Annotated in this window: 24 protein-coding genes, 1 tRNA gene and 1 pseudogene; 14 read left to right on the forward strand and 12 right to left on the reverse strand. The window is 63.6% G+C overall.

Annotation, left to right across the window (positions count from 1 at the left end; translation table 11 throughout):
* Positions 1-26: 26 nt before the first annotated feature.
* From ACFQX9_RS14915 to ACFQX9_RS14940, 6 genes are all read left to right on the forward strand, one after another.
* Positions 27-1,013: an ABC transporter ATP-binding protein gene (locus tag ACFQX9_RS14915; RefSeq protein WP_085396144.1), complete on the forward strand. Its 987-nt coding sequence runs from the start codon at positions 27-29 to the stop codon at positions 1,011-1,013.
* 42 nt (positions 1,014-1,055) lie between these two features.
* The gene (locus ACFQX9_RS14920) at positions 1,056-2,345 is read left to right on the forward strand and encodes a PotD/PotF family extracellular solute-binding protein (protein WP_377789145.1); all 1,290 of its coding nucleotides are present in this window, start codon (positions 1,056-1,058) and stop codon (positions 2,343-2,345) included.
* 4 nt (positions 2,346-2,349) lie between these two features.
* Complete coding sequence (locus ACFQX9_RS14925) at positions 2,350-3,309, forward strand: ABC transporter permease (protein ID WP_007602562.1); 960 nt, start codon at positions 2,350-2,352, stop codon at positions 3,307-3,309.
* A gap of 3 nt (positions 3,310-3,312) precedes the next feature.
* A complete protein-coding gene (locus tag ACFQX9_RS14930; protein ID WP_085396140.1) occupies positions 3,313-4,191 on the forward strand; it encodes an ABC transporter permease in 879 nt (292 codons plus the stop codon).
* 20 nt (positions 4,192-4,211) lie between these two features.
* Entirely contained in the window at positions 4,212-4,943 is a 732-nt protein-coding gene (locus ACFQX9_RS14935) for an aspartate/glutamate racemase family protein (protein WP_377789529.1), read from the forward strand.
* Positions 4,944-5,118: 175 nt separating this feature from the next.
* Positions 5,119-5,613, forward strand: a complete 495-nt coding sequence (locus ACFQX9_RS14940; RefSeq protein WP_085351116.1) for a hypothetical protein — start codon at positions 5,119-5,121, stop codon at positions 5,611-5,613.
* Positions 5,614-5,792: 179 nt separating this feature from the next.
* On the opposite strand, the gene ACFQX9_RS14945 is transcribed toward ACFQX9_RS14940, so the two are convergent.
* From ACFQX9_RS14945 to ACFQX9_RS14965, 5 genes are all read right to left on the reverse strand, one after another.
* Positions 5,793-6,161, reverse strand: coding sequence for a hypothetical protein (locus ACFQX9_RS14945; protein ID WP_085351115.1), 369 nt, complete (start codon positions 6,159-6,161; stop codon positions 5,793-5,795).
* Between the two features lie 103 nt (positions 6,162-6,264).
* Positions 6,265-6,564 (reverse strand): hypothetical protein, encoded by a 300-nt coding sequence (locus ACFQX9_RS14950; protein WP_377789148.1) that lies wholly within the window; start codon positions 6,562-6,564, stop codon positions 6,265-6,267.
* Between the two features lie 64 nt (positions 6,565-6,628).
* Positions 6,629-6,802 (reverse strand): hypothetical protein, encoded by a 174-nt coding sequence (locus tag ACFQX9_RS14955; RefSeq protein WP_018455333.1) that lies wholly within the window; start codon positions 6,800-6,802, stop codon positions 6,629-6,631.
* Positions 6,803-6,873: 71 nt separating this feature from the next.
* The gene (locus ACFQX9_RS14960) at positions 6,874-7,404 is read right to left on the reverse strand and encodes a gamma carbonic anhydrase family protein (protein ID WP_018455332.1); all 531 of its coding nucleotides are present in this window, start codon (positions 7,402-7,404) and stop codon (positions 6,874-6,876) included.
* Between the two features lie 90 nt (positions 7,405-7,494).
* Positions 7,495-7,824, reverse strand: coding sequence for a DUF6949 family protein (locus tag ACFQX9_RS14965; protein WP_007602553.1), 330 nt, complete (start codon positions 7,822-7,824; stop codon positions 7,495-7,497).
* Between the two features lie 222 nt (positions 7,825-8,046).
* Between ACFQX9_RS14965 and ACFQX9_RS14970 the strand changes: the two genes are divergently transcribed.
* Both ACFQX9_RS14970 and ACFQX9_RS14975 read left to right on the forward strand, forming a co-directional pair.
* Positions 8,047-8,754, forward strand: a complete 708-nt coding sequence (locus ACFQX9_RS14970; RefSeq protein WP_377789151.1) for a hypothetical protein — start codon at positions 8,047-8,049, stop codon at positions 8,752-8,754.
* Positions 8,755-9,015: 261 nt separating this feature from the next.
* Positions 9,016-9,600: a DUF1349 domain-containing protein gene (locus ACFQX9_RS14975; RefSeq protein ID WP_026232925.1), complete on the forward strand. Its 585-nt coding sequence runs from the start codon at positions 9,016-9,018 to the stop codon at positions 9,598-9,600.
* An 89-nt stretch (positions 9,601-9,689) separates the two neighbouring features.
* On the opposite strand, the gene ACFQX9_RS14980 is transcribed toward ACFQX9_RS14975, so the two are convergent.
* Both ACFQX9_RS14980 and cysE read right to left on the reverse strand, forming a co-directional pair.
* Positions 9,690-9,908 (reverse strand): DUF3126 family protein, encoded by a 219-nt coding sequence (locus ACFQX9_RS14980; RefSeq protein WP_007602550.1) that lies wholly within the window; start codon positions 9,906-9,908, stop codon positions 9,690-9,692.
* A gap of 150 nt (positions 9,909-10,058) precedes the next feature.
* Positions 10,059-10,883 (reverse strand): serine O-acetyltransferase, encoded by an 825-nt coding sequence (gene cysE / locus ACFQX9_RS14985; protein ID WP_007602549.1) that lies wholly within the window; start codon positions 10,881-10,883, stop codon positions 10,059-10,061.
* A 275-nt stretch (positions 10,884-11,158) separates the two neighbouring features.
* Here cysE and ACFQX9_RS14990 point away from each other — a divergent pair, with 275 nt between their 5' ends.
* A complete protein-coding gene (locus ACFQX9_RS14990) occupies positions 11,159-12,517 on the forward strand; it encodes a hypothetical protein (RefSeq protein WP_377789156.1) in 1,359 nt (452 codons plus the stop codon).
* Positions 12,518-12,674: 157 nt separating this feature from the next.
* Here the strand turns inward: ACFQX9_RS14990 and ACFQX9_RS14995 are convergent.
* Both ACFQX9_RS14995 and ACFQX9_RS15000 read right to left on the reverse strand, forming a co-directional pair.
* A pseudogene (locus ACFQX9_RS14995) lies at positions 12,675-13,276 on the reverse strand (hypothetical protein).
* A 188-nt stretch (positions 13,277-13,464) separates the two neighbouring features.
* Complete coding sequence (locus ACFQX9_RS15000; protein WP_026232924.1) at positions 13,465-14,235, reverse strand: alpha/beta fold hydrolase; 771 nt, start codon at positions 14,233-14,235, stop codon at positions 13,465-13,467.
* 214 nt (positions 14,236-14,449) lie between these two features.
* Here ACFQX9_RS15000 and ACFQX9_RS15005 point away from each other — a divergent pair, with 214 nt between their 5' ends.
* Complete coding sequence (locus ACFQX9_RS15005; RefSeq protein WP_085396133.1) at positions 14,450-15,412, forward strand: AraC family transcriptional regulator; 963 nt, start codon at positions 14,450-14,452, stop codon at positions 15,410-15,412.
* Positions 15,413-15,559: 147 nt separating this feature from the next.
* Here ACFQX9_RS15005 and ACFQX9_RS15010 read toward each other — a convergent pair whose 3' ends face one another.
* Together ACFQX9_RS15010 and ACFQX9_RS15015 are read right to left on the reverse strand one after the other, a co-directional pair.
* Complete coding sequence (locus ACFQX9_RS15010) at positions 15,560-16,315, reverse strand: alpha/beta fold hydrolase (RefSeq protein ID WP_026232923.1); 756 nt, start codon at positions 16,313-16,315, stop codon at positions 15,560-15,562.
* 34 nt (positions 16,316-16,349) lie between these two features.
* Complete coding sequence (locus tag ACFQX9_RS15015; protein WP_247453254.1) at positions 16,350-17,486, reverse strand: hypothetical protein; 1,137 nt, start codon at positions 17,484-17,486, stop codon at positions 16,350-16,352.
* Positions 17,487-17,789: 303 nt separating this feature from the next.
* On the opposite strand from ACFQX9_RS15015, the gene ACFQX9_RS15020 reads away from it, so the two are divergent.
* Positions 17,790-18,035 carry a zinc-finger domain-containing protein gene (locus ACFQX9_RS15020; RefSeq protein WP_007602543.1) on the forward strand — a complete coding sequence of 82 codons (246 nt, stop codon included), beginning with the start codon at positions 17,790-17,792 and terminating at the stop codon, positions 18,033-18,035.
* 19 nt (positions 18,036-18,054) lie between these two features.
* On the forward strand, positions 18,055-19,257 hold the full coding sequence (locus tag ACFQX9_RS15025) for an FAD-dependent monooxygenase (RefSeq protein ID WP_377789160.1): 1,203 nt from the start codon (positions 18,055-18,057) through the stop codon (positions 19,255-19,257).
* A gap of 25 nt (positions 19,258-19,282) precedes the next feature.
* Here the strand turns inward: ACFQX9_RS15025 and ACFQX9_RS15030 are convergent, their stop codons facing one another.
* A complete protein-coding gene (locus ACFQX9_RS15030; protein WP_377789162.1) occupies positions 19,283-19,714 on the reverse strand; it encodes a twin-arginine translocation pathway signal in 432 nt (143 codons plus the stop codon).
* A gap of 172 nt (positions 19,715-19,886) precedes the next feature.
* Here ACFQX9_RS15030 and ACFQX9_RS15035 point away from each other — a divergent pair.
* Both ACFQX9_RS15035 and ACFQX9_RS15040 read left to right on the forward strand, forming a co-directional pair.
* A tRNA-Leu gene (locus ACFQX9_RS15035) sits at positions 19,887-19,975 on the forward strand.
* Positions 19,976-20,135: 160 nt separating this feature from the next.
* A complete protein-coding gene (locus ACFQX9_RS15040) occupies positions 20,136-21,386 on the forward strand; it encodes a multidrug effflux MFS transporter (RefSeq protein WP_377789164.1) in 1,251 nt (416 codons plus the stop codon).
* Positions 21,387-21,553: the final 167 nt, after the last annotated feature.

A 21,553-nucleotide genomic window follows, 5' to 3' on the forward strand; every position in this document is an offset into this window, starting at 1 on the left:
AGCATCGCCCTCGCCCCGGACACGCCATGGCCACTCCCGCCGCCCTCGAACTGGTCGCCGTCACCAAGCGTTATGACACGACGCTGGCGGTCGACACCGTCAATTTGAAGATCCCGGCCGGCACCTATTGTTGCCTGCTCGGCCCCTCCGGCTGCGGCAAGACCTCGACCTTGCGCATGATCGCCGGCCACGAGGCCGTCAGCGAAGGCGACATCATCCTGGGTCCGCAGAACGTCACGGATCTCGAACCCGCCAAGCGCGGCACGGCGATGATGTTCCAGTCCTACGCGCTGTTTCCGCACCTCACCGTGCTCGACAACGTGGCGTTTGCCCTGAAAATGCGCGGCATCGACCGGGCGACGCGGCACAAGCGCGCCGGCGAGTTGCTCGAGCTGGTGGCGATGACGCCCTATGCGGCCCGCCTCCCCGCACAGCTGTCCGGCGGCCAGCAGCAGCGCGTCGCGCTCGCCCGCGCGCTGATCACGGAGCCGCAGATCCTGTTGCTCGACGAGCCGCTCTCGGCGCTCGATCCGTTCCTGCGGGTGAAGATGCGGGGCGAATTGAAGCGGCTGCAGCGCGAGCTCGGCATCAGCTTCGTTCAGGTCACGCACGGCCAGGAAGAGGCGATGGCGCTGGCCGACCACATCGTGGTGATGAACCAGGGCAGGATCGAACAGCAGGGAAGCGCCCGCGACATCTTCCATCACCCCCGCACCGAATTCGTGGCGCGCTTCATCGGCGGTCACAACGTCCTCAGCGACGCAGGCAAACTCATCGCCGTGCGCGCCGATCAGCTCGGCATCGCGCCGTTCACTGACGGCGCCTTCGGCGCGCCCGCGCTACTGACCCAGACCGAGTACCAAGGCTCCTACATCGCCGTCTCGCTCACGCTCGACGACGGGACCGCCCTGTTTTCCCACCTTCCCGAGGCCGCCTTCGACGTCCACCAGTTCCGGCCGGGCGATCGCGTGCTGGCCATCTGGGATCCCGCCAAGGCGCAACGTCTGCAATAGCGCCGATCAATCACCGGAATGCGCAACAGAGGAGTGAGTGATATGACCGAAACGACCAGGAAGAAGGGCCTTAGCCGCCGCACGCTACTGAAGAGCACCGCGGGTCTCGCCGGAGTTGCCGCGGGCTCCGGCGCCATCACAGGCTTTCCCTATGTAATGTCGGCCGAGCCGAAGGTGCTGCGCTATCTCGGCACCGCAGTGAACGAGGGTGACGAGATCTCCAAGCAGTGCCTGAAGGACACCGGCATCAAGATCGAATATATCACCGCGACCACCGACGACGTCACCAAGCGCGTGATGACCCAGCCGAATTCCTTCGACGTGCTGGACACCGAATATTTCGCGCTAAAGAAGATCGTGCCGTCGGGCAACATCCTTGCCCTCGACGCGAGGAAGATCAAGGAATTCGACAACATCACGCCGGTCTTCACCAAGGGCGTCACGCCCGGCGGCAAGAAGATCGGCGGCCAGGGCACCGCACCCTGGAAGGTGCTCTATCTCGAAGGCAAGGACTCCAAGAAGTTCGCGACGTCTGCCACCGAGTTCGTCACGCTGATCCCGACCGTCTACAACGCCGACACGCTCGGCATTCGCCCCGATATCATCAAGCGTCCGATCAGCTCGTGGGCCGAGCTGCTCAACCCCGAGTTCAAGGGCAAGGCCTCGATCCTCAACATCCCCTCGATCGGCATCATGGATGCCGCGATGGTCGTGGAAGCCACCGGCAAGTACAAATATGCCGACAAGGGCAACATGACCAAGGAAGAGATCGATCTCACCATGAAGGTGATGACCGAGGCCAAGAAGGCGGGCCAGTTCCGCGCCTTCTGGAAAGACTTCAACGAGAGCGTCAACCTGATGGCCTCGGGCGAGACCGTGATCCAGTCGATGTGGTCGCCGGCGGTGACGAAGGTCCGCTCGATGGGGATTGCCTGCACCTTCCAGCCGCTCAAGGAAGGCTATCGCTCCTGGGCCTCCGGCTTCTGCGTCTCCAAGGGCGTCTCGGGTGCGAAGCTCGAATGGGCCTATGAGTTCGTCAACTGGTTCCTGTCCGGCTATGCCGGCGCCTATCTCAACCGCCAGGGCTACTACTCGGCCGTGCTCTCCACCGCGAAGGCGCATATGGAGCCTTACGAGTGGGCCTATTGGATGGAAGGCAAGGCGGCCGAGAAGGACATCAAGGCGCCCGACGGCTCGCTGCTCGAGAAGGCTGGCGCCGTGCGCGACGGCGGCTCCTACGAGGACCGCATGGGCGGCGTCGCGTGCTGGAACGCCGTGATGGACGAGAACGACTACATGGTCCGCAAGTGGAACGAGTTCATCGCGGCGTAATCTGATGGACACGTCGGAGGACATTTTGCAACAGGCATCTCCGGACCTGGTCCGGGGATCGGAGACGGCGCGCCGCAGCAAAGCGGCGCGGCTGTCACCCTCCTTCATCTCCTGGCTCCAGGCCGGGCCGATGATGCTGGTGTTCCTCGCCTTCTTCCTGATCCCGCTCGTCTTCGTCGTCATCGTCTCGTTCTGGGACTACAACGAATACCAGTTGCTGCCGGCCTTCTCGGGCCGCGGCTACACCGACACGTTCGAGGGCTGCATCGCGCAGCTCCCCGATCTCTGCACGATCGCCAAGACTTATCTGAAGACGCTAAAGCTTTGTTTCCTCGTGTGGGTCATCACACTCTTCATCGGCTTCTGGGTCGCCTACTTCCTCGCCTTTCACGTCAAGTCGAAAACTTGGCAGATGGGACTGTCGCTGCTCTGCACGATCCCGTTCTGGACCTCCAACGTGATCCGCATGATCGCCTGGATTCCGCTGCTCGGGCGCAATGGCCTTGTCAACTCAGGCTTGGTGAAGACGGGGCTGATCAACCATCCCGTTGAATGGCTGCTGTTCTCCGAATTCTCCGTGGTGCTGGCGCTGGTGCACCTCTTCACCTTCTTCATGGTGGTGCCGATCTTCAACTCAATGGTTCGCATCGACAAATCGCTCATCGAGGCCGCCTATGACGCCGGGGCGACCGGTTTCCAGACGCTCGTCAACGTCATCATTCCCCTGGCAAAACCCGGCATCGTGATCGGCTCGATCTTCGTCATCACCATCGTGATGGGCGACTTCATCACCATCGGCGTGATGGGCGGGCAGCAGATCGCGGCCGCCGGCAAGATCATCGAGACGCGGGTGAATGCGCTGCAATTCCCGGCAGCAGCGGCCAATGCCGTGATCCTGCTCGTCATCACGTTCCTGATCATCACCATGATGTCGCGTATCGTCGACATCAAGAAGGAGCTCTAGAGCATGAAGGAAGGACGCCCGCGCTCTTTCTACGTGCTCGCGATCTTCTTCGCGGCCTACACGCTGTTCCTCTACGGCCCGATGATCGCGATCTATGTGCTGTCGTTCCAGGGACCGCAGGGCGGCCTCACCTTCCCGATGAACGGTGTATCGACTTTCTGGATCGCAAAATTGTTCCAGGGCACCGGCATCGTCGATCTCGGCGCCGCCTTCCGCCGTTCGCTGCTGCTTGGCATTATCGTGATGATCGTCACCGTCGTGCTGTCGGTCGCAGCGGGCATGGCGTTTCGCCGCAAGTTCAAGGCGCAAAGCATCCTGTTCTACTCCGCGATCGCGAGCCTCATCGTGCCCTCGATCATCACCTCGCTCGGCATCTCGCTTGAATTCCGCATCATCGACGATCTGATCAAGGCGCATTGGAACGAGAATTTCGAGACCTCGATGGGTCTGCTCACCTCGGGCCTCGGTGCACATCTGACCTGGACGCTGCCGTTCGGCCTTCTCATCATGTTCGCGATCTTCAATCGCTTCGATCCCAGGCTCGAGGAAGCCGCGCGCGATCTCGGTGCGACACCGTGGCAGGCGTTCCGTCATGTCGTGCTGCCGATCATCCTGCCCTCCGTGATCGGCATTGGACTGTTCGGCTTCACACTGTCCTGGGACGAACTCGCGCGTTCCAGCCAGGCGATCGGGGCGGTGAACACGCTGCCTCTCGATCTCCAGGGCCTCACCACCACCGTGACGAACCCCGACATCTATGCGCTCGGCACCGTGATCTCGGCCGTCTCGTTCACGGTGATCGCGCTTGCGCTTGGCACCATCCACATGCTCAACAAGCGACAGGCGGCCAAAGGCTCGGACGCCGGCAAAGGGCTTGTCTGAGAAGGGGCTTGTCTGATCCGATGCGGCTTCACGTCGTCAATCCCAACACCACTGCGTCCATGACGGTGAAGATCGCCGCTGCCGCGCGCGCGGTCGCCCTGCCCGACACCGTGATCGATGCGCGCCAGCCCACGATGGGCCCGGTCTCGATCGAGGGATTTTACGACGAGGCGTTCGCGGTGCCGGGCATGCTCGGCTGCATCCGCGAGGCCGACCGCGACGGCGCGGATGCGCATGTCATCGCCTGCTTCGACGACACCGGCCTCGACGCCGCGCGCGCTGCGGCAAGGGCACCAGTGATCGGCATTGGCGAGGCTGGCTTCCACATGGCGAGCCTGATTGCCGCGCGCTTCGCCGTGGTGACGACGCTCGGTGTCTCCATCGTGCCGATCGAGCATAATTTGCGGAAATACGGCCTCGCCGAACGCTGCGCGCGCGTCCGCGCCGCCGAAGTGCCGGTGCTCGCGCTCGAGGAGCGCAACACCGATGCGCTCGCAAAAATCTCTACGGAAATCACGGCCGCGATCCGCGACGATCGCGCAGAGGCCATCGTGCTCGGTTGCGCTGGCATGGCCGATCTCGCCATCGAGCTCGCCGCCACGCACAGCCTGCCCGTGATCGACGGCGTCGCCGCCGCGGTGACCTTGGCAGAATCACTGGTGCGACTGGGACTGAAGACCTCCCGGCTCGGGCCCTACGCGGCGCCGCGCTCGAAGACCTATTCCGGTCCGTTTTCGCTGTTTCAGCCCTGATCTCTGCCTCTGACGGGGGCACGGATGCCTAAGGCATCCTGATTGTTGGTTTTTTTGCTCTTAGCCTCTTTTTGGTCCCATTCCTTGCCGACACGTAACGCTTTCGGGACGCCCCGGTAACCTCAGGTTGCCGGTCTTCGCCACTCACCAAGTTTCAATTTGGGTTTTGTCAGCGATGATCGATCTCGCAGAGGACACACGGTCCCATCCCCTCCTTCGCCTTGGCGCCCAGCCTATCGCGCTGACCGCCGCCGCGCTCCTGCTCCTGATCGCGGGGGTGACCTCGATCGCGATCTGGCGTGCCTATACCGGTGCGGCCCCTGAGACCGACCGGGTGGTGGCGTCGCGGCAGCTGCAGGCTCGCACCGCACAGGCATCCGAGCAGCTGGTCGAGAAGACCAAGGGGCTGGAGGCAACCCAGCAGGAATCGATTGACCAGCTCCAGGTCGTGCAAGACCAGCTCCAGAGTGTGAAGCGCTTGCTCGCATTCCAGCAGGCCGACACCAAGCGTCTGTCCGAGCAGGTCACGACACTCAACGAGTCCATCGATGGCCTGCGGCAATCCTTTGCCAGCGCCCGGGCGAGCGAGGCGGAGACTCCCTCAGTTACCCGCAGGAAACCTGCACGGCATCGTGTCCATGCCAGTGCACGCAAGCGCTCGCGCGGCTGAGCAGCCGGCGCCGCCACCCTTAAATTTTTGGACTTGTGAACTGGATCACATTCGCCCGTGTGATTCCAAGCGATGCTCGCCGTTACCGGATGGCGTGAGCCGATTTCAATGTCCGGGGCTGGCAAGGTCGTTGACGGTATATTGCGTCAACGGCCTTGTTTTTTGACGGGTACCGCCGCCTATTCGCAGACATCCACGGGGCGGATGCGCCAGCCCGCTGGCGTCATGACGCGCTTCCGCACAACGTAGCAGCCGCCATAACCGCCATCATCGTATCCGGTACCATAGTAATATGGATTGCCGTAATACGGTTGGCCGTAGCCGTAATACCCGCCGTAGTAACCTGCGCCGGCGATACCGGCACCGATGGCGACGCCTGGCCAGAAGCCACCGCCATGCCAGTGGCCGCCATGACCCCAGCCGCCACCATGGCCCCAGCCACCGCCGCCATGACCCCAGCCGCCGTGACCGCCCGCTTGTGCCGCCTGCGGCATCGACGACCCAACCGCCACCACAGCCAGCGCCGTCAACATCATCTTCCGTAACATCACTCGATCCTCTGCGTGGATACCCTCCACGCTCCAAAGCAGGACCAAGCTAATCGGCTTGAGGCGTTCCTGACAGCCTCACTGTCTCACTTCCCCGCGAGCGTCAGCAGCCGCGGCAGATGCTCTTGAGCTTCTTGTCGAGCAGCCGGTTCTCGGCGTTGACGGCGGCGTCGGTGGACCCACCTGCGCCGGTCCCAGTGGTGACGCCGGGTGCATTCGCACCGGACGATTGGGCGGTCCCCAGACTGTTGGTGCCTGGCGCGGGAGCCGGAGAATTGGCGACACCTCCGGCCGATCCTGTGGAGCCGCCGGCGGCTTGCGCGAACGATGCGGCCGGCACCGCGACAAGGGCGAAGATCACGATCACGGTCTTGATTGAACGGGCTATAGGCAATCTGGCCATTGAAATTCTCCTTCGCCGATCAACCGCCGCAGCAAGGACCGGTTCCGGAACAAATGCCGTCGCATCAGCTTGAAACCGGGAAGGCGGGCACGATCACGCGCAAGCTGATCTTCTGCTCCGCAAACAGAAAGGCGCAGTCACGATGAACGATCGCGATGCTTTTGCAGAAGGCGAACGCGCGGCGCGTAAAAACATTCCGGCGGAAGCCAATCCGTACCAGGACGGTAGCGATGAGCATGCCCTATGGTCCGCGGGGCACGAGAAGGTCGCAAGCGCAATAGAAGCGCGCGAGTCCGAAGGAAGCTGAGTTCACCCGATCCGCTTGAGGCCCTTTGTGAAGCGCGGTCCATTGGCGACGTAGAACTTCGCAGCACTCCCCATCTTCTGCACCTGAGCATCGTCGAGCGTGCGGATCACCCGCGCCGGCGAGCCGATGATCAGGGACCGTTCGGGAAACTCCTTGCCCTCGGTGATGACGGAGCCGGCGCCGACGATGCTGTTGCGCCCGATCCTGGCGCCGTTCATCACGATTGAGCCCATGCCGACGAGTGCGCCCTCCTCGATGGTGCAGCCGTGCAGGATGACGTTATGCCCGACTGTACAGTTCCTGCCGATCTGAAGCGGAAAACCGAGATCGGTGTGGCAGGTCGAGCCGTCCTGCACGTTGGCGCCCTCGCCGATCTCGATCCACTCATTGTCGCCGCGCAGCACCGCGCCGAACCAGACGCTCGCGCCCGGCTTCAGGCGCACGCGGCCGATCACGGTAGCGGTCTCCGCGATGAAGTAGTTGCCGTCGGCGGGAAGGTCGGGCGCCTGCCCGTCGAGCTCGTAGATCGCCATGAGGGTCTCCTGTCGCGTCAACCCCAGCCATAGCGAAACGGCGGCCTTGACGCAAAGGGCCGCCGCGCAGGCAGCCCTACAGCGCGCGCATCAGACCAGAACGCCGGCCGCGCGGAGCGTCATCAGGAAGAAGGTGCCGCTCATCATGCTCCAGAAGCCGGCGATGACGGTCGCCATCATCACGAATTCGACGCGGCGGCTCTCCACCTGCCTGCCGCGCAGGGTATTGCGCATGATGATGAAAGGCGCCGCGAACACCAGGAACGGAACCGCCGCGAAGGTCTTCGGCGCCACGCCGTCCTGCAACAGACCGAAGCCGGCCGGCCGCTGTGCGACCGTCTGGTATCCGCTCACGAGCGCTCCCGCGAGCGCGAAACCAATGCCGATCGAGAAGAATGTGTTGAGAGCTTCAGGTGTCATCGGAACAGTCCGCCCTTACGCAACGCGAGGTACCTTCCTGTGACAAAGAGTGCCGGTTAACGCTACATTATCCTTAAGGGAAGGTTAACGCCGCCAGCCGTTCCACGCAGGCCTCTCTCCCTTCCCTGCAGCCGGCCAACGCTCCGCGAAATCGCCACCACGTGGCATATTCGCCGCTGATTCGTCGGCCATCGGCCGACTTCTGGCTCATTCGCGCGGCTCATGACGGTGTTTTCGGCAATTTCCCCTCAATCTCCCCGGGTGCGCACCCGGGCCCACGTCGTCCCGATCGTGCTCGGCGGCATTGCCGCGGTGTGCGCCGTCGCGCTCGTCGCCTATTTGTTGTGGCCGACCTGGGGGCCGAGCGGCGCGAACGCCCCAGACAAGCTGCCGGTGAGCGTCGGCGGCACGCTGTTCAACCTGCCGACCAACGCGATCCGCATGAAGATCCAGCGCCACTCCGGGCCCCAGGAGCGGATCGATCTCGACTTCCTGTACCCTTCGCTGGAGCCGCCGGGCGCGCCGAAGCACGTCACCGCCGATAGCGTGGATGCGGCGATGCAGCCGATCGACCGCATCTTCCTGTCGATCGCCGCACATCACGATGCGCTCTCGCCCGAGCAGCGCGTAGCCACGATTTATCCGCGCTATCTCGACCAGGCCGCGGCAATGCCCCAGGATGGGCTGACGATGCGGATATTCCGCGCTGACACGCCTTACGGCAGCGAGGATCTCTATTCTGCCGCAAGTCCCGCGCTGACCGCGCGCTGCACGCGCGATGGAGCGACGCCCGGCATGTGCCTCGCCGAACGCCGCGTCGGCGGCGCCGACCTCACCTTCCGCTTTCCGCGCAGCTGGCTATCGCAGTGGCGCGATACGGCGGAAGCGATGGAGAAGCTGACGGCGCAGCTGCGCGGCCCGAAGGGCTGAACGCGACGGCGCGACCTGCGCCTCCCAAACAAACTGCGAAAACAACCCCATGCACAGTAGCCAAGCTCCTGTAACGCTTCGTATTTTTCGAAGTCAGCTTCGCGCGTATGGTGTCAGGAGGGGGCGGCGGTGAAGCTGTTGCTCGTCCTTGCGAGCGAAGCGAAGCAATCTCGGCTACATTGCCTTTTCATCTCAATGCGCGATGCCGTGCTCGTCCGACTCACGGACCGAACCGGCAGGCATCCGCGACAGAGGTTAGTCATGATTCTCCGCAGAAGTGACGGTGTGTGGCTAAATGAACCGCAGCGATGGGCGGCAGAGGGTGATGACCTGCGGATCCTCACGGACAAGGCCACGGATTTCTGGCGCGAAACCCATTACGGCTTCAATCGCGATAGCGGACATTTCCTGGGCTTTCCGACAGGCGAAGCATTCACCGCAGATTTGCGTGTTCAGGGCGATTTCCGGGCGCTCTATGATCAGGCGGGCATCATGGTGCGCCTCGACGCGCATCATTGGGTCAAAGCCGGAATCGAATTGTCAGATGGCCGCGCTATGCTCGCGAGCGTACTGACAAACGGGCAATCAGACTGGGCGACAGCACCCTATGAGCATAATGCCAGCGACTTCTGGGTCCGCGCGACCATCGCCAACGGTGTCCTTCGTCTGCAGGTTTCGGCCGACGGCAAATCCTGGCCCCTCATGCGGCTGGCGGCGTTTCCTAAAGCAAACTCCTACCTTGTGGGACCGATGGCCTGCACACCCGAACGGGCGGGGCTAGAAGTCGTATTCTCGACGTTTCGTCTGACACCTCCCCTCGGAAAAGACCTGCACGACCTGAGCTGAACATCACCCTCGCAGATATATGTTCTTGCAAGAAAGCAAAGGCATGGAGCCGCGCCCGCGCGGCCCCGTTGAGCGAGACGATCGCCGAACTATTCCTGGTCGACGAGGTCGTCCTCGAGGATCGCCATCTGGAATTGGAACGAGCGATCATCGTCCTCGTCGTCGACGAAGAGCACACCGATGAATTCCTCGCCGATATAGACCTCGGCGGAATCATCCTTCTTCGGCCGCGGCACGACGCGGATCTTGGGATTGCCGAATACGCGCTTCAAATACGCGTCGAGCTTCCTAACTTCCTTGACGTCCACGGCAAGTCTCCAATCGAAATCTGGGTTGGCGCGGGTTTTAGGACGAGACGCGACCAACCGCCAGCATGAATTGCCAAAGAATTTTGGGACGAAAGGGGCGGAAAATCCGCCCCTTCCGACAAGCTCGAAGGCCCGCCTCAGAGGCCCATCTCAGAGTCCCATGGCGTTGATCATCTGATCCATGGTGCGCGACGGCTCGGCGCAGCCAGCTTCGCCGACGACCTTGGCAGGCACGCCCGCGACCGTCACGTTGTGCGGCACCGGTTTGACCACGACCGAGCCCGCCGCGATGCGCGCGCAATGACCAATTTCGATGTTGCCGAGGATCTTCGCGCCGGCGCCGATCAGGACGCCGTGGCGGATTTTCGGATGGCGGTCCTCGTTCTCCTTGCCGGTGCCGCCGAGCGTAACGCCATGCAGGATCGAGACGTCGTCCTCGATCAGCGCAGTCTCACCGCAGACGAAGCCGGTGGCGTGGTCGAGGAAGATGCCGCGGCCGATGCGCGCGGCGGGATTGATGTCGGTCTGGAATACCGCAGACGCCCGGCTCTGCAGATAATACGCAAAATCCTTGCGGCCCTTCAGATAGAGCCAATGCGCGAGGCGGTGGGTCTGGATGGCGTGAAAGCCCTTGAAATAGAGCAAGGGATCGATGAAGCGCGAGGTCGCGGGGTCGCGATCGTAGACGGCGACGAGATCGGCGCGGAAGGCGTTGCCGAGATCGGGATCGTCGCGCAGCGCCTCGTCATAGGTCTGGCGCACGAGATCGCCCGACAGCGCGGAATGATCGAGCCGGTCGGCGACTCGATGGATCACCGCATCTTCCAGGCGGCTGTGATGCAGCACCGTCGAATAGATGAAAGTCGCAAGCTCCGGCTCGCGATGGACGATGTCCTCCGCTTCGCCGCGGATCCGATCCCAGATCGGATCGAGCGTTGCGAGCTTTCCTCCCGGATTGACCTGATGCACTGCCATGAGATCTGCTCTTTCGAATTGGCTCGTTTCACTGGTTCTATAACACAGTCTAGGCGACAAAGTCCTGACGGGCTTGCCTGAGAGTGAACAGTGCGTTGCCCGGCGGGGGCATGCCAACGCGTTGAATCACAACAGTTTCTTCCGACACCCCGGGCGGCAAGGTCGGCTCAAAATGGTCAGGGTTTCGCCAAATTCAAGCCGGGCGGCGTCAAACTATTGGTGAATTCCGCCTCAACGGTAATTGCGGGCATGGTCCGAGTGAGGACGGAGCGGATTTGACCATCACCACCGATCATGCGCGCGCGGGCGCCGCGGGCTCACTCTGGCTGCGGCTCGCCGCCATCGCCCTGCCGCTCCTGTTGATCGCGCCGGCATTCTGGAACGGCTATCCGCTGTTGCAATGGGATACCGGAGGCTATCTGGCGCGCTGGTACGAGGGCTATCTCGTCCCGAGCCGCTCCACCGTGTTCGGCATCTATCTGCACTATGGCGAAAGTTCAGGGTTCTGGATCAACCTCGCGGTCCAGTCGCTGGCCACGCTGTGGCTGTTGCAGCTCACCTTGCGCGTGCTCTCGATGATGCAGACGTTCCGTTTAGTCGTGATCAGCCTGCTCCTGATCCTGTCGACTGCGCTGCCCTGGCTTGCGAGCATGCTGCTCACCGACATTTTTGCAGGCCTGTCGGTGCTGTCGCTATTCCTGCTGGTCGTCGGCGGGCCGCGGACCTCGGCGCTCGAAAAAATCTCGCTGTTCGTCTTCACGGCCTTTGCCGCCGCGACCCACAGCGCCACGCTCGGCGTGCTGCTCGGGCTCTGCATCGCCGGCTGGATGGCGCGGCCGTTGCTGGGGCGCCGGCTTCCGATCGCCGGATTGGCCCAAGCGAGCCTCACCATCCTCGCTGGCGGCCTGATGCTGGTGTCGGCGAACCATGCCTTGTCGGGCAAGTGGACGTGGACGCCTGGCGGCACCGGCGTCGCCTTCGGCCGCATGATGCAGGACGGCATCGTTGCGCGTTATCTCAATGACCATTGCCCACGCGAAAAACTCAAGCTCTGCCCCTATCGCGACCAATTGCCGGCGAGCGCCGACGAATTCCTGTGGGGCAAGAGCATGTTCAACACGCTCGGCCGCTTCGAAGGCATGAACGACGAGATGGGCACCATCGTCGTGGGTTCGCTCGCCGACTATCCGGCTTGGCAGGCCGGCGCGGCCTTGCAGGCGCTGGGCCAGCAATTGCTGCATGTGGCGACCGGCGAAGGCACCAATGGCTGGATCCCGCACACCCGCGGCATCATCGAACGTTATGTCCCCTCGCAGGCCGCGCCGATGCGCGCCGCGCGACAGCAGAATTGGGGACTCGATTTCGACACCATCAACTGGCTGCACGTTCCCGTCGCGCTGGCCTCGATGCTGGCGCTGGTCGCGCTGCTGGCGCATGCCCTCGCGAACCGCCGGCTCGACGACCTGACCTTGCTGGCGGCGACCATCACGCTGGCGCTGCTCGGCAACGCCTTCATCTGCGGCGTGATCTCCGGCGCGCACGACCGCTATGGCGCGCGGATGGTGTGGGTTGCGACCTTCACCGTGCTGATGGCGCTGGCGCGCCGCCTTGGGGAAGACAGCAAAGCGCGGTGAGATTGGGGTGAAGCGCCATCGTGCCTGGTTTCGTCCGAGCAGCGATCGCGTTTATCCAGTAAGACCAGCGCATTCGTTCTCAAGGGTGTTTGGAGCCCTTCATCGCCCCCGCAAATCGGCACACGCGGCGGGGCGGTGGCATGAGCACGACCAGCCGTTAGTCAGCCGGCTGCGTGAAAACGGACCCAAGTGCGAGACGGTCAGTGCCGTACAACAACTGAGGCGTTCCGCGGCTAGCTCTTTGTGCCGGTGCCGCCGGCACCGGAAGAATGATTTCGGAAGCGACCCTCCAGTCCTTCCCGACGCGAAGCCAGTTGCTGATCATGAGAAACGGCCTGGCTGTTCCATCTTGCCCCGCATAAGAGACGGTGATGGTCATCGGCACATAGGACTCGGCGACGTCGCGCGTCAGGCCGACAACCCTGAGCTTCGAAAAATCTGGCTCGGGTACGACCGGACCGGGCTACCGATATCATGCAGCTATTGATCAATCGCCGCGTTACCCCAAAAGCCGGCCCAGTTTCCCTCGGACGGGATCGCGCTCTTGGCCACCAAAAGGGCCGAGGGCGATTGCCAGAACATCCGATACAGAGCCTTGAAATCATGCTTGTTTGCCAATTCCATCAGCCTGCCGAACTTCGATTTGATTGCGCTGAGCGTCGCAGCATTCAGCGGCTCTCTGCTGACGGCGGGAGCAGACGCGGCAGACACGGTGGTAAGAGCCACAGCAGTGAGGGTGACAAGAAGTGCCTTATACATGCAGGAATGTCCGTTCCAATGCGTCGCTCACATCATGACAACACTTGTTGCGTTTCCGCGATTGGAGGTGTTCACGTCCGTGAGCTGAAGTGTCGTCAGGACGTTTCAGCACTCTACGGATGCCTGGCTTAAAATGGTCGAGCGGGAGCGCGCGGGCTCCCGGCGCCACAGCGCCGGGAGCGGCACCGTCACCTCGTGAGGGCGGCTTTTTCGATCACCTCAGCGACCTGCTTCGCATGGACGACGAGCGAGGCATGGCTGCCGGTGACTTCCGTCGTCTGGGCGTGGATCCTGGCCGCGAACGACTTCTGGGCCTCGGGCGCGAGGACTTTGTCCTTCGTGCTGATGACGTAGAACGTCGGCTTGTCATGCCAGGCCGCAACGTCGACCGGGGCTTCGAATGCAACGTGGTTCAGCGGAAGCTGCGAGTTGGCCAGGTGCGCGGCGATCTCCGGAGGAAGGTCAGCCGCGACGGCTGACGGAAACACCTTTGGATCGATGTACAGATTGCCCTTCGCATCGGGGTGGATCGCCTTGCCGCCTTCGGTCGGCGGACCGGCCTTTGCCAGCGACGCCAGGGATTCACCGACCTCCGGCGCAAAGGCGGACACATAAACCAGCGCCGAAACCTTGGGATCGTTGCCGGCTTGCGTGATCACCACGCCGCCCCATGAGTGGCCGACCAGAACGGTCCTGCCGGCTTGCTTCGCGAGCGCCTGTTTGGTCGCATCGACGTCGGCGGCGAGCGAAGTGAGTGGATTTTCGACGAGCGTGACGTTGTAGCCTTTCTTGGTGAGAATATCGGCAACCGGCTGCCAGCTCGTCTGGTCTACGAAGGCGCCGTGCACGAGCACGACGTTGTGCGCTGCCCCCTTGGGCAGTTCGGCGGAATGTACGGCTCCGACCAACGTCGTTCCGGCCAGGAGGACGGTGGCGGCTGAGAGGAGAATAGTTCGCATTGTTTGTTCCTGTTGGCATGTCGGACGAAAGTAGTCCGGGGGAATGGACAGGCGTTTCCAGCAAGGTCGCGGTTCTTCCATCTGCCGTTGGCGAAATGGTTGCCGCACGTCCCGTCGGCCCGCCGTGGCATGACGTATTCCGTGGACCTCTCGGACGATAGGGACCAATCGTCCGTGTCTTGTGTCCGATCGTCCGCGGTTCTAGTCTCGGGGGATGGATATACTCACCCAGGTGCTCGATCGGGTTCGTCTCGGCGGGACGCTGCTCTTTCACTTCGAGCTCGGCCATCCCTGGCATCTTGAGTTGCCGGCGCGCCCCTACGCCCTGTTTCACTATCTCAACCAAGGTTCAGCGACCCTCGCGCTCGAACAGGGAGAGGAAATCCAGATCACCGGGGGCGATTTTGTCGTCATCACACGTGGCGAGCCCCATGTGTTTTATTCGGATCGCCGAGCCGAGCCTTTGCGCATCATGGATATCGAACGGTCGTCGCCACGCCTCGGATTCGTTCGTCACGGCAGCCGTGCAAAGCCGCTCTCGACCATGCTCTGCGGCAATTTCACGGTGTCGCGGCCGACGTTTGGCAGCGTGCTGGAGTTGCTTCCACCCGTGCTCTTGCTGAAGCCGACGTCCGACCGTGGTTGGCTTGAAGCCATCCTGCGCCGCATGATGAGCGAGTCCGCGCTCGAGCGTCCTGGCCAAGGCGTCGCGCTTTCACGACTGACGGAAGTGCTCTTCGTCGAGGTGCTGCGAAGCTGGATCGCGTCTCTCAGTCCCGGGCAAGGCGGCTGGATCGGGGCCATTTCTGACCCCCATATCGGACCGGCGCTGAAGCTGATTCACGAAAGTCCGGAGCAGCTTTGGACGCTGAGCGACCTAGGCCGTCGCGTCGGGCTCGGCCGCTCGGCATTTTCGGCGCGCTTCACTAGGCTCGTGGGCCAGCCCATGCAACGTTATGTGATCGAACGCCGGATGGCGGAGGCGGCGTTCCTGCTGGAAACCAGCGACGAACCGATCGCACGGATTGCCAACCGGATCGGTTACGAGACTGCAGCGGCGTTTTCGAAGTTGTTTCACCGGCACATTGGTCAGTCGCCCGGCCGTTACCGGGCTGCGCGACGCGCCGACGGAGCCCGTGCGCAGTTGGACGGATCGGAATTGCAAGTATCCGATTGACCTCGATAAAGCTGTGGCTTCGAGCTGAGTCTCATATGCGCCCTTAGCGAACCCCGATCCCTAGGTACAGGAATGGACGGTTGCCGAAGGGAGTGGATGGCCCACTGTAACGAGACATTTCAGGATAGCTGAAACCGCCTCATCGCCTCAGGCGCGGCGTGAGAGGAAATCGAGCACGCCAGTCTTGTAGACCTTGTCGCCGACTGCGCGCATGTGATCGCGACCGGGAATATCGAGCACTTCCGAACCCGGGATGATGGCACCGAGTGCGCTGGCCGAACCCGCGACGTCGTCGGTGCTGCCGACCGCGATCAGCACGGGCACGTCGATGCGCGCGGCTTCGTCCTTCGTCATGAGATCGCGCGTGCCGCGCAGGCAGGCGGCCAGCGCCTTGCGGTCGGAACGGGTTTGGTCTGCAAAAGCACGAAACGTGCGTCCGACGGGATCGGAGACGTCGTCGAGCGAGGGCGCTTCCAACGCCTTCGCGACGTTCTCGCCGGGCCCGGTGCCCTCGATCAGGCCGCCGATGCCGATGCCGCCAAGGATTGCCGAACGCAGGCGCTGCGGCTCGTTGAGGGAGAGCCAGGCCGTCATCCGTCCGCCCATCGAATAGCCCATGAGATCGGCCTGCGGGATGGCGAGGTGATCCATCAGCGCGAGCACGTCGGCGGCCATGGTCGGGATGGAGTACTGCGCGGGCTCGTAGAGCTTTGCGCTTTCGCCATGGCCGCGATTGTCGAGCGCAATGACACGGCGGCCGTTCTTGCGCAGCTCCGAGACCCAGGTCGGATAGACCCAGTTCACGTTCTTGCTGGAGGCAAAGCCGTGCACCAGGATGATCGGATCGCCCTCGCCTTCGTCGAGATAGGCAATTTCAACGGCGCCGTTGTGAAAGCTCGGCATCATCAGTTCCGCAATCTTGAGGGGAAGAGGTATCTTAGGCCGTGACGGCAGGGCTTGCCAGAACGGCTTCGGCGGCGATCCGCGCCTGGCGAAGTCGCCGCGCCCGTCTGCGATCGCACCAGGCCTGGGTCAGGCGCTCCGTCGTCGCCTTGATCGAGAACAACAGGCCGAGCAGCGTCAACGCCGCACCGAACAGCCAGAGTGCAAGATTGAACGCCCCGCCGATCAGCAGCAGCGCGCCGCGGCCGAGCAGCTTCAGAATCGCGCGCGTCTTGCCGCCCTGCGCTTCCGCGAGCCGCGCCGCGCGTGCGACGTCCTTGGGACCTTCAGCGATGCGCAAGCTATCCATCGCGCCGCGCGTGCCGGTCTTCTCGACCACGCGCGTGACATCCTTGCCGAGCCGAACCAGCGCGCCGGCCTTCTCGGCGCGGAACGCGGCCTTGATCGCGCTCAAGGTCTGGCCCGGCCGCAGCACCGAGCCGGAGGCAACCGCGTTCTGGAGCATCGGCGTATCGACGACCTCGCGCGCGGACCGGCCGGCCCATGCCGCTAGTCCCTCGCCGAGCCGGCCGACCTTGCGCGCGTCCTTCACCAGCGTCAGCCCGGCGCGAACCGGCGCGGCACCGCCGACGGAGACGTAGGTCACGGCCGTGACCGCGAGACCCGCGGCCGCAAGGCCCAGCACCAGGCGGTCGGTCTCCTCGCCCATGGCGAGGTGCTTGCCCTCGCGGACGACGTCCCTGATGTCGCCGATGACGAAGAGATCGCCGGCCATGGTTCCCGACAAGCTCGCAACATCATCCGCGTTGCCGGTAACGAGACCGGTGGCAAACCGTTTTGCGAAATGCGAGGTGGAGTTTTCGGCTTTGACCGCGTCACCGACACGGCTCGGGAGGTCGTCAGGCAGCGCGATGTTGCGGTCGCGCGCCAGTGCGACAAAACTGTCGGCAAGATCGGCATCGCCCGATGCGAGCGCGACCTCGATGTTGTCTTGAATCAGGCGGTCGTTGTGCCGCAGCAGCGCGTCGAGCTTGATCTCTGAGAGCGCGGCGGGATCGTCCTGGGCGGCCAGAATCGCCCCGGCCTCGCGGGCGTGCGGTGCTACCTGCGCGAGCATGAAGCCGCATGCCGCGATACCGGTCAACGCTGTGCTGATTCGCAACCACTTCATGCGGAGAGCCTGGACGGTCCTGAGATCGTTGACGCCTAACGGTTGTCTTTCGTCGCAATTACGCTCGTCCACAGACATAGTATGCCAAAATTGCGGCACAACGTCCCCGACGAAAGAAGGGCTTCTCTCAGGCCGCAAGATTGTGTCGAATTTGCATGAGCAAATGAGCATGGGGCATTGCGGAGCTTTCGGTTCCGCTGGACTAGCAATCATCTCCACCCACCAGTATGGTCCGCGGCGCCTTAATAATGCCGCGGCAGTCGTGATTGTGTCTGCCGCCATTGCCACTCCAGGATGAGTACGATGTCCGACCATGTCGTCCCGCACTTCCACAACGATGCCGGTGTCCCCGTCATCGAGATCGGCTCGCAAGAGTTCATGTGCGTGGGCGCCAACCCTCCGTTCGATCATCCGCACGTCTTCCTCGACCTCGGCAACGACAACGAGATCATCTGCCCCTACTGCTCGACTCTGTACCGTTTCGCCGCCGACCTGAAGGCGGGCGAAGCCCGTCCGCCGGAATGCGTCCTGAAGGACAAGGTGGCCTGACCGCTTCCATCGGCCAGGGGTGGCGCTCTCCCGAACGATTGTCATCGCCGGTGCCGGCATCGGTGGACTGACGGCTGCGCTTGCGCTCGCGGCCCGCGGCTTCCGCATCATCGTGCTGGAAAAGGCCGAGCGGCTCGAGGAAGTCGGCGCCGGTCTGCAACTCTCCCCGAACGCCAGCCGCGTGCTGGTCGAGCTCGGCCTCACCGAGCGCCTCAAGTTGCGCGCCGTGATCCCGGAGGCAGTCTCGATCATGAGCGCGCGGGCCGGCGGTGAGCTTTTGCGCATGCCGCTGGGAGAAGCCGCCGCCGAGCGCGCCGGCGCCCCCTATTGGGTGGTGCACCGCGCCGACCTGCAATCCGCCCTCGCCGGCGCAGTTTCCGACCATCCCCATATCGACCTGAAACTCGGCGCGACCTTCGAAGACGTCGCGCCTCACGCCAAGGGGCTGACGGTGGTTCATCGCAGCGGCACGATCCGGCGCAGCGATCTCGCCAGTGCGCTGATCGGCGCCGACGGTATCTGGTCGACGGTGCGCCAGCATCTATTCCCCGAGGTGCAGCCGCGCTTCTCCGGGCGGATTGCCTGGCGCGGTACGCTCGATGCCACGCAACTGCCGAAGGACTACACAGCGCGCCGGGTCCAGCTCTGGATGGGCCCGAATGCCCATCTCGTCGCCTACCCGATCGCGGGCGGACGCCAGATCAACGTGGTCGCGGTGCTGCCGGGCACCTGGAACAGGCCGGGCTGGAGCACGCCCGGCGATCCCCGCGAAGTGCTGGACGCCTTCGCCGCGCCGCGCTGGCCGCCGCCGGCGCGCATGATGCTCGCTACAGTCGACAGCTGGCGGAAATGGGCGCTGTTCGGCGTCCCCGACGACTGCCCCTGGAGTAAAGGCCCGGTCGCGCTGCTCGGCGACGCCGTGCATGCGATGCTGCCATTTGCGGCCCAGGGCGCCGGCATGGCGATCGAGGACGCCGCAGTGCTCGCGCAGCATTTGAGCCCTGAGATCGCCGAGACCACCGAGGGCATCACGGCAGCGCTGAGACAATACGGCCGGACGCGCCAGGCGCGCGTGCGGCGGGTGCAGCGGACCGCGCGGCAGCAGGGCCGCATCTATCATTTCAGTGGGCCGCTCGCGTTCGCGCGCGATCTTGCGGTCCGCGCCCTCGGCCCGGAACGCATGCTGGCACGGCAGGACTGGATCTACGGCTGGCGGCCCTGACGCGAGGCGCTGATGTCAGGACGTTTCAGCGCACGGCTCTTGTCGATTTCGGGCCAGGCTTGATCGGGCCAGGATTGGCTGCGGGCGCCGCGGCGGCCGGCGTCGCCTCGGGGGGCGTTTCCCGGCACTTGTTGCGGCGCCAAGCGTCATCGGCCATCTGCGCCTGCCCGCGTACCGCGATGTAGTCGTTGCGATAGGCAAGCTCCGACACCACGGCGCCGCCCGCGCCGGTCTGTGCCTTGTCCATCAGCCTCTGCAAATCGCCGGTGCGGTTGGCGATCGACTTGCGCTCGCCTTCGAGCTGCTTGCAATCGTACAATTCGTACTTGGCGGGATCGGCAAAGGCCGGAGCGACCGTCTCGCTCATGCCGGCGCAGCCGGACAGCGCGAAGCCGGCCGCGAGCAGCGCGGCGACCACGCAGCACGGGCGCAGGCGATATTGGATCAAAGCTGACATGCCGGATGAATAGTCCCCGTCGATTGAGAATGCCTAAAGCAACAACAGATGTCCGGATTGAGGCTTTGCCTTGTGCCACCGGCTCGCCTAAGGAAGAACCACCCCTCCGGCCTGCAAATGCCAATTCCAGACCGCCGGCAAGGGACTTAAGTGGCTGATCTCGTTGGATCAAGCGGGCATGGCGGAATTGGTAGACGCAAGGGACTTAAAATCCCTCGGCGCGCAAGCGCTGTGCCGGTTCGACCCCGGCTGCCCGCACCACGAAAGCTGCGCGGAGGATCCCGCCGCGCGCGGCGGCCGCGAGCGCTGATACCTCATCAATTCCTGTCTGCTCCTGCACCGCCTGCCAGCCATCCCGAAACGTTGCTTGTGCAACGCAGCATTGAAGATAGATAGGGGCCTCAAATCAGAGGTGAGCTTCTTGTCCGACGTCAATGCCGACGACTGGGTGTCCTCGGGACACCGTCCCATGGGTTTCCCCGAATTCGTCATCGTGATCGCGTCGATCATGGCGCTGAATCCGCTTGCGATGGACATGATGCTCCCGGCACTGCCCAATATCGGGTCGGCCTTCAATATCTCCGTCGCCAACCATCTTCAGCTGGTGCTGTCGACCTTCCTGATCGGCTTTGGCGCGGGGCAGTTCGTCATGGGACCGCTGTCGGATCGCTTTGGCCGCCGCCCGGTGCTGCTCGGCGGGATGGCGGTCTATGCGGTGGCGAGCGTGCTGGCGATTGCCGCGCCGTCGTTCGAGACGCTGCTGCTGGCACGAGCACTGCAGGGTTTCGGTACCTCGGCGACGCGCGTGATCGCCACCTCAATCGTGCGCGACTGTTACGTCGGCCGCCGCATGGCGAGCGTGATGTCGCTTGCGATGATGATCTTCATCGCCGTCCCCGTGATCGCCCCTTCGTTCGGACAGGCGGTGCTGCTGGTGACGCAATGGCGCGGCATCTTCGTCGTGCTGATGCTCTACGGGCTGCTCGCGCTTGCATGGTCCGTGCTGCGGCTTCCGGAGACCCTGCCTGAGAGCGAACGCAGGTCGCTTGCGCCGGCCGGCGTGCTCACGGCCTACTGGCAGACCGTGACCCATCGCCAAACCCTCGGCTATGCGCTCGCCGCCGGTAGCGTCATGGGCGCGCTGTTCGCCTACGTATTTTTGGCTCAGCAAGTTTTTGTCGGCATCTATCACCTCGGCCATTATTTTCCGCTCGCCTTCGCCGGGATCGCGGCCGGCACCGCCATTGCCGGCTTTCTCAATGCGCGATTCGTCGGGACCCTCGGCATGCGCGTGATCTCGCACGGCGCGCTGACGCTCTACACTGCCGTGGCGGGCGTGATGCTGCTGACGGAAAGCCTCGCCGCGTTGCCGCTTCCCCTGTTCATGGTGCTCTCGGCGCTGATGATGTTCTCGTTCGGCATGATGGTCGCGAACTTCACTGCACTCGCCATGGAGCCGCAGGGCCACATCGCCGGCACGGCGTCCTCGCTCTACGGCTCGATCACCACGCTGATCGGCATCGCCGTCGGCATGGCCATCGGACAAAGCTTCGACGGCACGTTGCTGCCGTTCTCAGTCGGCTTCTTCGTGTCGTCCCTCGCCGCGCTCGCGATCGTGCTGGTGGTGGAGAGAGGACGGTTGTTCAGGCCGCATCATCGCGCCATCGGCTGAGGAACTCCGTGGCGCTCTCGATGTTGTACTGCAACAATTTGAAAGGGCGCTTCAATGGAACCGAAACACCGTAAAGACCACGACGCCGCGGAACGGGCGGAGACGGAACGCACGCCGTCGAGCGCCGAAAAGACCGCCGTCACCGTGCCATTCGCGAGTGAAGGGCT

The organism is Bradyrhizobium sp. GCM10028915, from assembly GCF_042666195.1.
In the GTDB taxonomy this organism is placed as follows: Bacteria; Pseudomonadota; Alphaproteobacteria; order Rhizobiales; family Xanthobacteraceae; genus Bradyrhizobium; species Bradyrhizobium canariense_D.